Source organism: Kribbella sp. NPDC020701 (assembly GCF_055562215.1).
In genome coordinates this window covers 91,261-106,035 of sequence record NZ_JBVHFT010000020.1, presented here as the reverse complement: position 1 = coordinate 106,035, position 14,775 = coordinate 91,261, and the positions used below count along the sequence as shown (strand labels likewise).

Below are 14,775 nucleotides of genomic sequence, written 5' to 3'. Positions count from 1 at the left end.
GGGGTAGTTCCTGAGGAGTCTCTCACCGCAGAGGTTCGTTCTCAGACCTCGTCGACCATAGACGCGTAGGAGATGACTCCACGACGGATTTCGTCGACGACGGATCGAGCAGTGGAGCGCAGTGGCGTCGCTCCGGCGGCATCGGCAACCTGCTCGGTCAGGTCGATCAGTTGCTTCACCCAACGAACGAAGTCACCCGCGGCCAGGTCGGATTCGTAGAGCACCTCGGCCAGTGACGCGCCCGACGCCCACCGGAACGCGGGCCAGCAGAACCCGAGGTCCATCGACCGCAGGAAGTCGACCCGCATGTCCCGCTCGAGCGCGGACAGGTCGCGCCAGATCGCACCCATCCGCTCCAACGCCAGCCGTACGTCGCCACGCGGCAACCGCGGTGACGTGGGCTCGTCCTTCGACCGCGCCTCGTACACCAGTGCCGCCAGACACGCCGCGAGCTCAGGCACCGTCAGGTCGTCGAAAACTCCTTGCCGAAGGCACTCAGCCGCGACCAGGTCGAGTTCGGTGTAGATCCGCGCCAGCCGGTCACCGGCCTCGGTGGTCTTGTCGCCGTCGAGGTAGTGCAGCGCGTCGAGGACCTGGCAGACCCGGTCGAACTGGCGGGCGATCGTGTTCGTCCGCTGCTCGATCTTGCGCTGCACGTCCCGGTTCTCCCGGTCGAGCCGGAAGTACCGCTCGGCCCACCGGGCGTGATCCTCGCGGTCGGAGCATCCGTGGCACGGGTGCGCACGGAGCTGAGCCCGCATCTCCTGCAGCTCCGGATCGTCGGCATGCGGGACGGCATCGCGGCCGCGGGTGCGCGACGGCGGGCCGTCCTCGCCCAGCATGTCGGTGCGGCTGCGCAGAACCTGCGCCAGCTCACGCCGCTGCTGCGGGTTGCGCGGGTTGAACTTCTTCGGGATCCGCAGCGTGCTGATCGCCTCGACGGGCGTCGGGAAGTCGACCATCGACAACTTCCGCACCTGACGATCCAGAGTCAGCACGGTCGGCCGCGGGCCTTCGCGCTCCGAGCGCATGCCGGCGTCGAGCACCAGCGCCCAGCCCGCGCTCCGCCCGGCCGGGATCCGGATGACGTCGCCGATGCGCAACTTCTCGATCGACTCCTGCGTCTCGATCCGCCGGTCCTGTTTGCGCGCCTTCGAGCCCGAGGACTCCCGATCCCCGATCCGCCGGCGCAGAGCGGCGTACTCGAGGAAGTCGCCGAGGTGGCAGTCAATGGACTCCTTGTAGCCCTCGAGCGCCTCGGTGTTGCGCTGCACCTGCCGGGCCAGACCGACGACGGCCTGGTCGGACTGGAACTGCGCGAACGATAGCTCGAGCATGTCACGGGCCCTGGTCCGCCCGACCTGGCGGACCAGGTTGACGGCCATGTTGTACGACGGGGAGAACGACGAGCGGAGCGGATACGTACGGGTGCTCGCCAGACCGGCCACGGCCCGCGGGTCGAACCCGGGCTGCCACAGCACGACCGCGTGCCCCTCGACGTCGATGCCACGACGCCCGGCCCGGCCGGTCAGCTGGGTGTACTCCCCCGGGGTGATGTCGACGTGCGCCTCGCCGTTCCACTTCGAAAGCTTCTCCAGCACGACCGTACGGGCCGGCATGTTGATGCCCAGGGCAAGCGTCTCGGTGGCGAACACGACCTTGATCAGGCCGCGCGCGAACAGCTCCTCGACGACCTCCTTGAAGGCCGCCAGCATACCCGCGTGGTGCGCCGCGATCCCGCGGCTGAGCGCCTCGGCGAAGTCGTGGTACCCGAGCACGCCGAGGTCCTCGTCCGGCAGGTCCGCGGTCCGCTCGGCCAGCACCCGCTTGATCTCGTCCCGCTCCGACGGCTTGGTCAGCCGCAGCCCCGACCGCAGGCACTGCAGCATCGCGTCCTCGCAGCCCTTGCGGGAGAAGATGAAGTAGATCGCCGGCAGCAGCGCGCCCGCGTCCAGCTCCTCGACCACATCGGACCGGTACGGCGTGAAGTGCGTCCGGGCCGGCCGGCTCTTCGGGAGGTCCCGGCGCCGGCGGGGTTTGCGCGAGTCGTCGCGAAAGATCCGGTTGTCGTCGCGGGCGATCCGGACCAGCTGCGGGTTGACCAGGTCCTTGAGGTCGACCTGGTTGGCCTTCGCGGGGTTCCCGGACTTGTTCGCGGGGGCGCCGACCCGGGCGGTCGGCGCCTCACCGGCGAACAGGTCGTGCAGCCGCTTGCCCACCATCACATGCTGGAACAGCGGCACCGGCCGCTTCTCCTCCAGGACGACGACGGTGTTGCCGCGGACCGTCTCCAGCCAGTCGCCGAACTCCTCGGCGTTACTCACGGTCGCGGACAACGAGACCACCGAGACCGAGTCCGGCAGGTGGATCAGCACCTCTTCCCACACCGCGCCGCGAGCCCGGTCGGCCAGGTAGTGCACTTCGTCCATCACGACGTACGACAGACCGAGCAGCGTGCTCGAACCGGCGTACAGCATGTTCCGCAGGACCTCGGTCGTCATCACGACGATCGGGGCTTCTGAGTTGATCGAGTTGTCGCCGGTGAGCAGGCCGACCTTGTCGGAGCCGTAGCGGCTGACCAGGTCGGCGTACTTCTGGTTGCTCAGGGCCTTGATCGGGGTCGTGTAGAAGCACTTCTGCCCGCGCTGCAGGGCCAGGTGGACGGCGAACTCGCCGACCAGCGTCTTCCCGGAGCCGGTGGGCGCCGCGACCAGCACCTGGTGACCGTCCTCGAGGGCGGCACAGGCGCGCAGCTGGAAGTCGTCCAGCTTGAAGTCGTAGAGCGCCCGGAACTCCTTCACGGCGGGATGCTCCTGGTCCGAGCGGAAGACGGCATATTTCTCGGACGGGGTGCTCATCCACGTCCTCGCTTCGCTCCGGGCGCGGATGAGACACGACATGCGCTGTGCTTGATGGTGATCTCGCTCCGCTCGCTCACGCCCCCCAATCTATGCGACGCCACCCCCAGACTCGTCCCGGAGGCGGTTCTTGATGAACGTCGCGGCGTGATCGAGCGCCTCTTCGGCTTCCGGCATCATGCCGGCGAAGTACTGGTACACGTGCGGGGCTCCGGCGACCACGTCCAGGCTGACGTCGACCTCTTGCTCGGCGGCACGGGCGACGAGCCGCAGCGAGTCGTCGAGCAGGACCTCGGCCGAGCCGACCTGGACCAGCAGCGGCGGCAGACCGGTCAGGTCCGCAAACACCGGGCTGGCCAGTTCGTTGCGCGGGTCCGCGCCACCCAGGTACAGCGCGGCGGACTCAGCCATGTGCGCCCGGCTGAAGAGCGGGTCGTAGTCACCCCGGGTGTCCATGCTCGCGCTGGCCAGGGTGACGTCGGTCCACGGCGAGAACACGACCGCACCGGCAGGCTGCGGCAGTCCCTCCGCGCGAGCGGCCAGCAGAGTCGCGAGCGCGAGTCCACCACCGGCCGAATCCCCTGCGATCACGACGTTCTGGCCGGCCTCGCACAGCTCCCGGTACGCCGCCACCGCGTCGTGGACGCCCGCGGGGAACGGGTGCTCCGGCGCGAGGCGGTACTCCAGCGAGACCGCCGGCACGCCGGACCGGCGCGCGAGTGGAGCGGCCAGGTTGGCGCCCGTGCGGGCCGAGCCGATGACGAAGCCGCCACCGTGCAGGTACAGGATCACGCCCTTACCGTCCGAGCCGTCGACGTGCACATCCAGCGCCTGTACGCCGCCAAGCCTGCGCTGGGTCAGCTTGACGTCCGCACCGAGCGGCAGCTCGGCGAACTGGTCGTCGAAGTCGGCGCGCTGCTGGACCGGTGACCGCCCGAGCTCGCCCTTCTGCATCGTGCCGCGGGCCATCTCGCGTTCTACTCGACTCATCGTCAATCTCCCAGTGATAGATTCCGAGGAATATAGTTCGCCATAACTAGATTCCGAGGAATCCAATTCCGTGATTGGCTGGATCTGCCTGTGACTGATCTCACATCATTGTTCACGGACCTGGCCCGGCTGGAGACCCGGCTCTACAACGTGCTCGACGCCCGGCTGAAGGCGGAGCACGACCTGCCGCTCGGCCAGTTCGAGTTCCTCCGCCTGATCGCGGCCCGTGGGACCGCGCGGGTCTACGACCTGGCCCACGACATCGCGATCACGGTCGGCGCCACCAGCAAGGCCGTCGACCGCATGGAGTCCGCCGGCCGCTGCCGCCGTACGGCGAATCCGCACGACCGGCGCTCCTCGCTGATCGAACTGACGCCGGAGGGCGAGCGCATGCTCGCCGCAGCGACCCCGACGGTCGAGGCTGAGCTCAACACCTGGGTCGGTTCGGTTCTCCCGGCCGAGAACCTCGAACAGCTCGCCACGATGCTCTCGATGCTGCGCCAACGCGCCGAATCCGACCACCGCACCGACCGCGTCGACCCGGCGACGGCCCCGCGGCCGGAATCGCCCCGGACATGACGCAGCCGGGCTCCCTTCCCTGGTGGTCAATGGGAGTCCGGCTGCGGGTCTCGGGTCAGCCGATGTGGTACGGGTCGCCGTACACCTTCCAGTCGAGCGGAGTGTTCAGGTCGAAGTTGCCGTTCCGCAGGAAGACGCGCTGAGCAGTGTCGACGCGGCTGGTGTCGCTGTGCGCTTCTTCCTGCTTCATAGCCCAGACGCGGGCGTCAAGGAAGGCGTTGAGGTAGGTCGTCTCGTTGCCACCCTGCGACGGCGGCTTGGCCTTCCCCAGCGCGCGCTTGCGAATCCCGCCGAAGCTGGTCGAGTCGCTGCCCGGGCCGTGCATGACGATGGCGTCGTAGTAACAGAACTGACCGAGCGTACGGATCCCGTCGGACTCGCCCTGGGCGACCGCCGGGTTGAAGTAGACCCGGTCGCGCTCGTCGTTCTGGCACTGCTGGAAGACGCTGTCCTGGGCGGCGGTCCTCCAGTCCTTGGTGTAGTTCGGGTCCAGGCCGGAGTGTGAGTCGCTGCCGTTCACCCGGCGCAGGGCCGGCAGGTACTTGTGCAGCACGTTGTTCGGCTTGCGGTCGGCGTACAGCTCGACCAGCTCGAGCATGTCGCCGGTGCCCGAGCAGAACCCGATGATGCCGGCGGTGTAGCCGCGGCCGTCGTCGATGTCCTCGATGTACTTGTACTGCGCCTTCCAGTCCAGCGAGGAGTTCTCCGCGCTGCAGACGATCTTCATCGCGATCTCCTTCTTCGCGGGATCGTCGAGGCCGGTCGCCTGGATCGCCGCATCGGCGTGCGGTGCGTAGCGGGTGGCGACCAGAGCGGTCGCCGGGGCGGCCGCGAGGGTCAGTCCGAGCAGGAGTGTGGTCCTGCGAGTGGGGCGGTTCGGCACGATCTCCTCCGGTGGGCGTCCGAGAGATGAACTGTTAGGAAGCTTTCCTATCAGACCAATCTCAGCACGACCAGAGGTGAGAGAGCTTCAGAATATGAAGGTTCTATGTCAGGCGAAGACGGTGAGCGCACCGGGCGCGATGGTGACGTCGACCGGGAGCGGGCCGAGGATCTCGCCGTCGGCGTACGCCGTGATGCCCGCCGACTCGATCCGGACCGAGCGGCCGCGCAGCGCACGGACCCGCGGATGGCCGACGTGGGTGCCCTTGGACAGCTTCGGGAACAGCTGCAGCAGGGTCAGCCGCGAGACCGGCTCGATGATCGTGATGTCGAGCAGGCCGTCGTCGATCTCGGCGCCGGCGCAGATCTGCAGTCCCCCGCCGTACGTCGGCCCGGTGCCGACCGCGACCAGCATGGCCTTGGTCTCGATCACCTCGTCGTCGACGGTGACGACGTACTCCAGCGGGCTGAAGGTGCGCAGCTCGGCGAGCGTCGCGAGCGTGTAGCGGGAGTTTCCCTTCGGCCAGCTCATCGCGTTGGCGCGCTTGTTCACCAGGGAGTCGAAGCCGCCGGCCACGACCGTGGTGATGAACTTGCCCTCGGCCACCGCGAGGTCGACCGTCCGGGTCTTGCCGGCCACGATCAGGTCGGCCGCCGCGGCCGGGTCCTTCAGCGGTACGCCGATACCGCGGGCGAAGTCGTTCCCGGTGCCGGCCGGGATCACCCCGAACGGCATCCCGGACTTGGCCAGCACCTGCGCGCCGAGGTGGATCGTGCCGTCACCGCCGATCAGCGCGACCGCGTCCGCACCGGACGCCACCACCTCGGCCGAGATCTTCCCGACGTCCTCCGCACACGTGGTGGCATGGACGTCGACCGTCAGCCCGGCGGCCGCGAGCCGCTCCCGCACCACGGGGGCGATTCGGGCACCCAGACCCCGGCCGGAGGTCGGATTCACCACCAGCGCGACACGCCTGGTCATGGGGCCTCGCGGCCTGGACTGAGGAGTGAAGGGAGCGAAGCGACTCGAACGACAAGGGAAGGCCTGGAGTCAAAGCCCCATGACCCGCCGCGCCGGAGGTGCGGCAATGACACAGCCATCAGTCGGCCAGGAGTTCCTCGGTGTGGCGCGCGCGGCGCTTGTCGTTGACCCGCGAGATCACCTCGGCGGCGAAGAACAGCAGGCACATCGGGACCGCCAGCAGGCACATCGTGAACGGGTCACCGGACGGCGTCGCGACCGCGGCGAACACGAAGATCACCAGGATGATGTAGGGCCGGAACTTGCTCAGCGCCTTGGCCGGGACGATGCCGACCATGTTCAGCAGCACCACGACCAGCGGAATGAGGAACGCGACGCCGAAGACCAGCATCGTGCGGATCACGAAGTCCAGGTACGTCGGCAGCTCGATCAGGTTCTGGATGTCGAGCGGCGTGAAGCTGATCAGGATCGCGATGCCCTTCGGCAGCGTCCAGTACGCGACCGCCATGCCGCCGGCGAACAGCGGTGCCGCGATCGCGGAGAAGATGTAGGCCCACTTGCGCTCGTTGCGGTGCAGACCGGGCGCGACGAACGCCCAGAGCTGGTACAGCCAGACCGGGCTCGCCAGCACGAGGCCGAACAGCGCGGAGATCTTGATCCGGAACGTCAGCGCGTCACCGACACCCGGGAACGTCAGGATCGGCTCCTTGCCCTGCTCCCGGGCCAGGTCGCCGACGCTGGTGTGGAACGGCTGGGTCAGGAACTTGAAGGCGTCGTTGTAGAAGATCCAGCCGAGCACCGTGCAGACCACGATCGCGAGCACGCTGATGAGCAGCCGGTTGCGCAGCTCGACAATGTGCTCGCGCAGGGTCATCCGACCCTCGTCGTCTTTCGGGAGACGCTCTTTCTTTTCCTTACGCCGCCCGAACTTCACCATTGACACAAGCGGGGCGCTTGGCTCAGTTGGCCGTGTGGGTCGGCGGCAGGCCGTCGCCCGGCGCCTGGCCGTTCACCTGGTTCGGCTGCTGGGCCGCCTGCGGCTGGGCCTGCGGGGCCGGCTGCTGGGTCGTCTCCTGGGTGCCTTCGGTCAGCTCCTGGTCCTTCTTCTTGGGGCCGACCTCCTCTTCCCAGATCTTCTTCGACTTGCCGAGCTGCTTCACCAGGGCCGGCAGCTTCGCCGATCCGAACAGCAGCACGACGATCGCGAGGATGACGAGCCACTCTGCGCCCTGGGGCATGCCGAGGAGTGCCATGTCGATCTCCCTTTCACAAACATCTACTCGTGGCTCAAGCGTGAGAACGTGGGCCGAATACTACGCCGGAGTGTGCTCGTCCTGGCGGGTCTGTCCAGACCCGGCCGCGGACTGTGCGGCGTCCAGCTTGGACTGGGCGGCGACCAACTCACGCGTCAGCGCCTTGCCCTGGCCCCAGACCTTCTTCGCGAGGAGGGCGAGGACCAGAAGCCACACCGCCAGCACCGCCAAGAAGAGCAGGAACCAGTACATACCCAGGAGCCTAGCCGGTCACCGGCCAGAGCCCACGCCCCGTGGGGAGTCTCAACGGACAACGGTGTCGGAACGTGATGGTAAAACCGTGTGTCCGCGGAGTCTGTCCGCGCGGCGAGGGTTCGGTGGGTATTCGGTGAGCAAGGGGCTGCGGATGTTGCGGATCGGGGTGGACGAGCGGCGGGCACGGCTCGGGCGGCGGCATCGGCTCGGTTCGGGCTGCCAGGCGGGCAACCCGGTCGAGGCGGCCACCTCGCTGGTCGCGCTGCACGCCACCGACCCAGCCACGGTTCACCTCAGTGTCGCCGCGCGAGTACCAGGTAGTGACGTCGCGGACACAGAGCGTGCGCTGTACGACGATCGCTCGCTGATCCGGATGCTCGGGATGCGCCGGACGGTGTTCGTCGTACCGACTGCGTTCGCGCCGGTCGTGCAGGCGGCGTGCACGGACGACATCGCGATCAAGCAGCGGAAACTGCTGGTCAAGCACCTGACCGAGGCCGGGGTGGCGGCGGATGCGGACGCGTGCGGGAAGTGGCTGCGGGCGGTCGAGGAGTCGACGGCAACCGCGCTGGCGCTGCGTGGATCGGCGACCGCGCAGGAGCTGTCCGCGGACGAGCCGCGATTGCGGACCCGGCTGAGCATGGCCGAGGGCAAGGCGTACGCCGCTCAGCCGTACGTGACCAGCCGGGTCTTGTTCCAGCTGTCGGCCGACGGTCGGATCGTGCGTGGCCGGCCGCTGGGGACGTGGCTGAGCGGTCAGCACCAGTGGTCACCGGCGGAGAACTGGCTGCCCGGCGGCCCGAGCGACAAGCCGACGGCCGACGACGCGCGCATGACGCTGGCGCGTGCGTGGCTGTCGTCGTTCGGCCCGGGTACGGCGGCGGATCTGCAGTGGTGGGCCGGGTGGACGGCCGGTCAGACGAAGAAGGCGCTGACCGCGGTCGAGGCGGTCGCGGTCGACCTCGACGGGCAGGTCGGCTACGTACTCCCTGGCGACGAGGCCCCGGAGGTGCCGGTGGAGCCGTGGGTCGCGTTCCTGCCCGCGCTCGACCCGACCCCGATGGGCTGGAAGGAACGCGACTGGTACCTGGGCGCCCACAAGGCCAAGCTCTTCGACAACACCGGCAACATCGGACCCACCATCTGGGCCGACGGCCGCATCGTCGGCGGCTGGGGCCAACCCGAGTCCGGCGAAGTCCGCTACCAACTCCTGGACGACGTCGGCACGGAGACCACGGCCCTGATCGACGCCGAGGCCGCCCGCTGGACCACCTGGCTAGCCGGCGTCCGCGTAACCCCCCGCTTCCGCGCTCCCCTGGAAAAGCAACTCAGCCAGAGCTAGTCGTCGTAGGCCGAGAGGGCTTCGCGGGCGGTGGCGGCGATCTGGGTGGTGAGGTTGGGTGGGTCGAGGACGGTGGCGGCGCCGCCGAGGCGGAGGACGAGGCGCTGCAGCCAGGCGGTGTCGGCGACGCGGAGTTTGACGATGAGGGAGTTCTCCGGACCCTCTTCGACGGACTCGTTGGGGTAGTACTCGGCGACCCAGCGAGCCGGCGGCGCCAGGCGGACGGTCGCGAGCAGGTCGCGCTCGGACGGTTGGAACATGCCGTTCGAGAGATCGCGCGGGGTCGCTTCGGGCGGCGGTTCGCTGGGGAGGTCGAGCAGTTTGACGGCGGCGATCCGGTCCAGGCGGAACAGCCGGACGTCCTCGGCCAGCCGGCACCAGGCCTCGAGATAGGTCCGGCCCTCCGACACGACCAGGCGCATCGGGTCCACGTCCCGCTCGGTGGTCTCGTCGCGCGACGGGACGTCGTACGTGAGGTGCAGCCGCCGTTGGCCCGCGAGGGCTCGGTTGACCGTCTCGGCGATCTCCGGATCGGCCGGCTCGACGTGGACGTGCGCCGCCGCGCCCTCGCTCGCCGCGGCCGCCTCCCCCGCGGCGCGCTCCAGCTTGGCGATCGCCCGGTCGACCGCGTCCCGGTCCTGCCCGGCGGTCACCTCGCGCAGCGTGCGCAGCGCGGTCAGCAGCGCGAGCGCCTCGTCGGCCGCCAGCCGCAGCGGGCGGGCCAGGTAGTCGGCGTTGTTGAGGTGGATGACGCCGTCGCCCTCGGCCGCCTCGATGTCGATCTCGATCAGATCGCCCATCTGCGCCCCGGGCAGACCGCAGAACCACAGCACCTTCAGGTCCGCGATGATCTGCTTCGGTCGTACGCCGAACTCCGCGGCCACGTCGTCGACCCGGGCACCGTCGTTCTCCCGGAGGTAAGGCACCAGCGCGAGAAGTCGCTGCACCTGGTCACGGGCGTTACTCATACGCCGGCCACCGTCCGGAGCCTCCAGAGCACTCCGTCGAGCACGTCACCAGGTCCCTCGACGACCGCATCCGGGCCGTACGACGCGATCTCTTCGGCCAGGACGCCGGAGTCGGCGTACGGGACGTGCAGCAGGTCCCAGCCCTCCTCGTACGGCTCGATGGCGTTGGCGCGGCGGCGCAGGCTCACACAGGACCCGGTGCGGGCCCGGACCTTCGCCTCCGACGTCGGCCGCGGCGGCCCCAGCTCCGACACCAGCGAACGCAGGTCGGTCCCCTCCGGCACGGTGAACGCGCCGGCTTCGCCGACCGTCTTCACGTCCCCGCCGATCCGCGACAGCCGGAACATCCGGGTGGCCTGACGGTCCCGGTCGCGGCCGACGACGTACCAGCGGCCGTGCCAGGACACGATGCCCCAGGGCTCCAGGGTCCGCGTGGTCGGCTCGGACGCGCCACTGCGCAGGTGCTGGAAGCGCACCACGGTCCGGCTCACCACAGCCGACCAGAGTGGGTCGAAGGCAGGCTCCGACGCCCCTACGTGCGGCTCGATCGCGCTCAGCGCGGACTGGTCGGTCTGGATCCCGGCTGCCTTCAGCTTGAGCACTGCCGACGTGGTCGCCTCGGCCAGGCTGGCGTGCTGCCAGACCCGGGCTGCGACGCCCAGTACGGCGGCCTCGTCCGGCTCCAGATGCACCTCGGGCAGCTCGAACACGTCCCGGCGGATCCGGTAGCCGACCTCGTCGGAGAAGAACTTGTCGATGGTGCCCATCTCGATCGGGATGCCGAGGTCGCGCAGCTCGTCCTTGTCCCGCTCGAACATCTTCTCGAAGGCGTCGTCGGTCTGGCCCGCGTACCCCTCGACCACCTCGCGGATGCGTTCCTTGGTCACGTAGGTGCGCGCGACCAGGAGGCAGATGACCACGTTGAGCAGTCGCTCACTCTTCCGCGCCGACACCCGACCACCTTACGGCCTGAGAGCGTCAAAACCCGCCTTCCCGCACCGACAGCTTCGAACACGGGTTCGAGGCGCTAGTGTCGGCGTGTGATTCGGTGGCGGGACGGTGTGGTGCGTGAGGTCGGGCGGAGCTGGGCCGGCGCGGTTGAGCTGACTGTGACGGTCGGAGCGCAGACTGTGCGCGCTCTGGCTTACCCGGAGCTCGTTGGTACGCCGGTCGCCGGCGACCGGGTGCTGCTGAACGTCGGTGCGCTGGATCGTGGCCTGGGAACGGGCGGTTACGCGCTGGTGGTCGCCGTACCGGATCGGCTGCCCGCTGACCCGCCGGAGCACGGCCATCTGGTGAAGGCCCGGTACACCCCACTGCAGACGATGGTGATGGGCGCGGACGAGCAGGACTCACCGGATCACGACGTACTGCGGGATGCGGACGACCTGTTCGGTACGCCGGTGGTCGTGGCGGACCTGCACTCCGCACTACCCGCCGTACTGGCCGGGGTGTACGAGGCTCGGCCGACAACCCGGGTTGTGTATGTGATGACGGACGGTGGGGCGCTGCCGCTCGCGTTCTCGCGCACTGTGGCTTCGCTACGCGACAGTGGCTGGCTGAGCGGCACAGTGACCGTCGGACAGGCGTACGGCGGGGACCGCGAGGCGGTGACGGTTCACACCGGGCTGTTGACCGCCGTCCACGTGCTGTCGGCGGAGCTCGTCGTACTGACGCAGGGGCCGGGCAACCTGGGCACTGGGACTCGCTGGGGGTTCTCCGGTGTGCAGTCGGGTGAGGCGGTCAACGCGATCGGGACGCTGGGTGGACGGGCTGTCGCATCGCTCCGGATCTCGGAGGCCGATCCGCGACCGCGGCATCGGGGGATCTCGCACCACAGCCTCACCGCGTACGGACGAGTCGCATTGCACTCGGCGGATGTCGTCGTACCCGATCTGGAGGGTGACTTCGGTGATGCGGTCCGGGACGCAGCGGAGCCGCTCAAGGCGCGGCATCGGGTCGTACGGGTCGGGGTGGACGGGTTGTACGAGGCCATGCTGGCCGCGCCGGTGAAGCTGTCCACCATGGGCCGCGATCTGGACGGCGACCGCTCGTACTTCGAGGCCGCGGCCGCCGCGGGCAGACACGCGGCCGGCCTCGTGGATGTGCCGTGATCATCACCGCCGCGAGCTTCCCGACGCCGGACCTGATCAAGAAGACGAGCAACCCGGCCCTATGGGATCAGCAGGGCCGATTCGCCGAGTTCCAGGCCGCTGCCGCCAACCAGGCACTGGAGTGGCTCGGGCCGAAACTGGACACCGCGACGACCCCGGCCGAGCGATCGGCCCTCTTCATCCAGCTGTACCGGAACCTCGCGGAGTGGCGGTTCCAGCTCGCGCATCATGCCGAAGGCCGGAGCCCGAACTCCGAGCTCGAGCAGTACCGCACGCCGATCGCCGCGACGCGGTCGATGGTCGACAAGTTCGGTCGCGGCATGCGCAGTGAGGGTGGCCGGGTCAACACCGAGACCGGCGTGATCACCAGCGGTATCGAGACACCGGCGAGCCGGCTGTCCGCCCGGCTCGCGACGATCATCGAGGCACGGTTCGCGGCCGAGGCGCCGGACAGCGACGTACTGCAGAACTGGGTGAAGGTGCCGAGTGGCGAGACCATCGCCGGGAACCAGCTGATCCGCGGCGGGCTCGCGGCCTCCGCGTCCGGCTTCGAGCGGCCGATCGAGGGGTTCTACGCGACGGTGACGGGCGAGCAGCGCGACCGGCACGCGTTGCAGCGCGAGGCGTTCGGCATCCTCGCCGATCTCGAAGGGGAGCGAGCGGAGGGGCGGACCGACCTGTTCGCCGATCGCTCCAAGCGGCTGGCGTTCGTGGAGGCGCAGTACTTCCTCTACCAGGGACCGGAGTACGAGCGTGGCGGCGATGCGACGATCCGGACGCTGCTGGTGACGTCGCACGCGCGGGTGTTCGGGGAGGCGTTGCGGTTGCCGCAGGACATCGACGTGATGGCGTACGCCGCCGGCCAGCAGGCGTTCTACGAGCACGTCGGACGCACCCAGTCGACCGTGACGGGCGCCCCGACGCCGGTCGCACCCGGCCAGGCGGCCGTACGGACGCAGGACCGAGTCACCGGGCTGGAGCGCGGCTGAGCGGTGGATGTACCACCACCCGGAGTGGGGTCCCAGTACTCCTGATCCGGACGGCTTTCGCGGCGACGCTGGAAGCATGGCAACCATTGCTCCTGCAGAAGCCCCACTTACCGCCCGGTGGGCCACCTCTCTCTGGCTCGTCGCTGTCGGGGCGGGGGTCGCGGAGACGGTGGTCCAGGTGGCCGGCGCGCACGCCGACGGCGCTTCGATGTCGTCGCTGGCAGGGCAGATCGCCGTACGCGCGGTGATCTATGGCGCGCTGTTCGTGGTGATCGACCGCTACTTCCGGCGTGGGGTGCGCTGGTCTCGCTATCTGCTGGCCGGGTTGCTGGGGACGGTCGGCGTCGCTTCGCTGGTATCGGAACCCATCAGCTGGATGATCCAGAACGGCGATCTCTCGACCATCGACTGGTCCGTCAGCCTCTTCACGATCGCCGCCCTCCGGTGGATCCACCTGACCGCAGTTCTCACCGCCCTTGCCCTGACCCTCCACCCCGAGACGGCCCGCTGGTTCACAGCAAAGGGCCGATCCCCCAGGTAGGAGACCGGCCCTCGGATGACGTGCTGCTTGCTGTTACTGGCCCGTCTGCTTCGGGGCCGGGAAGGCGTTCAGGATGTCGATCACCGCGAAGGCGTTGACCACCTTGCCCGCTTGGTCCTTCGACGCCGGGAGCTCGACCAGGACGCGGCTGCCGACCGGAACCCCGGCGAGGCCGTCGAGCGCACCGGTCTGGCCGCTCGGGCCGGGGCCGACCTGGAGCTGGTCGGTCGGAGCGCCCGGCTGCGCGGGGCTCTGCGCGGTGGCGGGCTGGCCGTCCCAGGTGCTGGCCTGCTTCTTACCGGTGTAGTCGTACACGACGTACCGACCGATCAGCTGGCTGCCCTTCTCGATCGGCTTGCCCTTGCCGAGCGCGAACACGACCGGCTTGCCCGGCTTCGCCGGCGGCTTGGTGCCGGCCGCGACCGTCACCTTCGGCTCGGCGTTCAGCGGACCGCTGACGGAGATCTTGGTCGGCAACGACGGCGTCACCGCGTTCGCGTCCAGCGGGGTGTCGTTGGCGGACGCACCGACCAGGTCGACGACGAAGATCAGCGTGTCGTCACCCTTGATCCCGGCCTGCTCGTTCCCGGTCTCCTTGTAGCCCTTGTCGGACGGGATGGACAGCATCACGCGGCTGCCGATCTTCTTCCCGACCAGACCCTCGTCCCAGCCGGAGATGACGCCGCCGACCCCGATCGGGAACGACGACGGCGCGCCGCGGTCGTAGGAGTTGTCGAAGACCTTGCCGTCGCGCCAGATCTGGCCGAGGTAGTTCGCGGTGAGCAGCTCACCCTTCTTCACCTCCGGCCCGTCGCCCTCCTTGAGGACCTCGGTGACGAGGGTCTTGTCCGGGTCGCCGTCGCGATGGGTGACGGTCGGCTTCTGGCCGAAGTCCGAGGTCACCTTGATCCCGCCGGCCCCGAACTCGGCCTTCTTCTCGGAGCCGCAGGCCACCAGGGAGGACCCCAGGGCCGCAACCACGACCAGACTCAACAACTTGCGCACGAAACCAGCACCTCGAT

15 protein-coding genes are annotated in these 14,775 nt (G+C 69.1%); 5 read left to right on the top strand and 10 right to left on the bottom strand.

Annotated features, from left to right (window positions below):
- Nucleotides 1-41: 41 nt before the first annotated feature.
- Both ACZ3HV_RS37065 and ACZ3HV_RS37060 read right to left on the bottom strand, forming a co-directional pair.
- Complete coding sequence (locus ACZ3HV_RS37065; protein ID WP_465691484.1) at nucleotides 42-2,858, bottom strand: DEAD/DEAH box helicase; 2,817 nt, start codon at nucleotides 2,856-2,858, stop codon at nucleotides 42-44.
- Between the two features lie 90 nt (nucleotides 2,859-2,948).
- Nucleotides 2,949-3,848, bottom strand: coding sequence for an alpha/beta hydrolase (locus ACZ3HV_RS37060; RefSeq protein WP_465691482.1), 900 nt, complete (start codon nucleotides 3,846-3,848; stop codon nucleotides 2,949-2,951).
- A gap of 90 nt (nucleotides 3,849-3,938) precedes the next feature.
- On the opposite strand from ACZ3HV_RS37060, the gene ACZ3HV_RS37055 reads away from it, so the two are divergent.
- Nucleotides 3,939-4,427: a MarR family winged helix-turn-helix transcriptional regulator gene (locus ACZ3HV_RS37055; protein ID WP_465691480.1), complete on the top strand. Its 489-nt coding sequence runs from the start codon at nucleotides 3,939-3,941 to the stop codon at nucleotides 4,425-4,427.
- A 55-nt stretch (nucleotides 4,428-4,482) separates the two neighbouring features.
- Here ACZ3HV_RS37055 and ACZ3HV_RS37050 read toward each other — a convergent pair whose 3' ends face one another.
- From ACZ3HV_RS37050 to ACZ3HV_RS37030, 5 genes are all read right to left on the bottom strand, one after another.
- A complete protein-coding gene (locus ACZ3HV_RS37050; RefSeq protein ID WP_465691479.1) occupies nucleotides 4,483-5,310 on the bottom strand; it encodes a chitosanase in 828 nt (275 codons plus the stop codon).
- 108 nt (nucleotides 5,311-5,418) lie between these two features.
- Entirely contained in the window at nucleotides 5,419-6,291 is an 873-nt protein-coding gene (locus tag ACZ3HV_RS37045) for a diacylglycerol/lipid kinase family protein (RefSeq protein WP_465691476.1), read from the bottom strand.
- A 118-nt stretch (nucleotides 6,292-6,409) separates the two neighbouring features.
- Nucleotides 6,410-7,165, bottom strand: a complete 756-nt coding sequence (gene tatC / locus ACZ3HV_RS37040) for a twin-arginine translocase subunit TatC (protein WP_465691474.1) — start codon at nucleotides 7,163-7,165, stop codon at nucleotides 6,410-6,412.
- Between the two features lie 85 nt (nucleotides 7,166-7,250).
- Nucleotides 7,251-7,544 (bottom strand): twin-arginine translocase TatA/TatE family subunit, encoded by a 294-nt coding sequence (locus ACZ3HV_RS37035; RefSeq protein WP_360368394.1) that lies wholly within the window; start codon nucleotides 7,542-7,544, stop codon nucleotides 7,251-7,253.
- A gap of 60 nt (nucleotides 7,545-7,604) precedes the next feature.
- On the bottom strand, nucleotides 7,605-7,796 hold the full coding sequence (locus ACZ3HV_RS37030; protein WP_465691472.1) for a hypothetical protein: 192 nt from the start codon (nucleotides 7,794-7,796) through the stop codon (nucleotides 7,605-7,607).
- A gap of 136 nt (nucleotides 7,797-7,932) precedes the next feature.
- Between ACZ3HV_RS37030 and ACZ3HV_RS37025 the strand changes: the two genes are divergently transcribed.
- Nucleotides 7,933-9,141, top strand: coding sequence for a winged helix DNA-binding domain-containing protein (locus ACZ3HV_RS37025; protein ID WP_465691470.1), 1,209 nt, complete (start codon nucleotides 7,933-7,935; stop codon nucleotides 9,139-9,141).
- Here the strand turns inward: ACZ3HV_RS37025 and ACZ3HV_RS37020 are convergent.
- Both ACZ3HV_RS37020 and ACZ3HV_RS37015 read right to left on the bottom strand, forming a co-directional pair.
- Nucleotides 9,138-10,109, bottom strand: a complete 972-nt coding sequence (locus ACZ3HV_RS37020) for a helix-turn-helix transcriptional regulator (protein WP_465691468.1) — start codon at nucleotides 10,107-10,109, stop codon at nucleotides 9,138-9,140. The two genes, ACZ3HV_RS37025 and ACZ3HV_RS37020, sit on opposite strands and share 4 nt — an antisense overlap.
- Entirely contained in the window at nucleotides 10,106-11,062 is a 957-nt protein-coding gene (locus tag ACZ3HV_RS37015; protein ID WP_360368382.1) for a helix-turn-helix transcriptional regulator, read from the bottom strand. The genes ACZ3HV_RS37020 and ACZ3HV_RS37015 overlap by 4 nt, the downstream gene beginning before the upstream one ends.
- An 87-nt stretch (nucleotides 11,063-11,149) precedes the next feature.
- Here ACZ3HV_RS37015 and ACZ3HV_RS37010 point away from each other — a divergent pair, with 87 nt between their 5' ends.
- From ACZ3HV_RS37010 to ACZ3HV_RS37000, 3 genes are all read left to right on the top strand, one after another.
- Entirely contained in the window at nucleotides 11,150-12,223 is a 1,074-nt protein-coding gene (locus ACZ3HV_RS37010; RefSeq protein ID WP_465691466.1) for a DUF3866 family protein, read from the top strand.
- Entirely contained in the window at nucleotides 12,220-13,212 is a 993-nt protein-coding gene (locus ACZ3HV_RS37005; RefSeq protein WP_465691464.1) for a hypothetical protein, read from the top strand. The genes ACZ3HV_RS37010 and ACZ3HV_RS37005 overlap by 4 nt, the downstream gene beginning before the upstream one ends.
- Nucleotides 13,213-13,288: 76 nt before the next feature.
- A complete protein-coding gene (locus ACZ3HV_RS37000) occupies nucleotides 13,289-13,753 on the top strand; it encodes a hypothetical protein (protein ID WP_465691462.1) in 465 nt (154 codons plus the stop codon).
- Between the two features lie 33 nt (nucleotides 13,754-13,786).
- Here the strand turns inward: ACZ3HV_RS37000 and ACZ3HV_RS36995 are convergent, their stop codons facing one another.
- Nucleotides 13,787-14,758 (bottom strand): FKBP-type peptidyl-prolyl cis-trans isomerase, encoded by a 972-nt coding sequence (locus tag ACZ3HV_RS36995; RefSeq protein ID WP_465691460.1) that lies wholly within the window; start codon nucleotides 14,756-14,758, stop codon nucleotides 13,787-13,789.
- Between the last annotated feature and the right edge of the window lie 17 nt (nucleotides 14,759-14,775).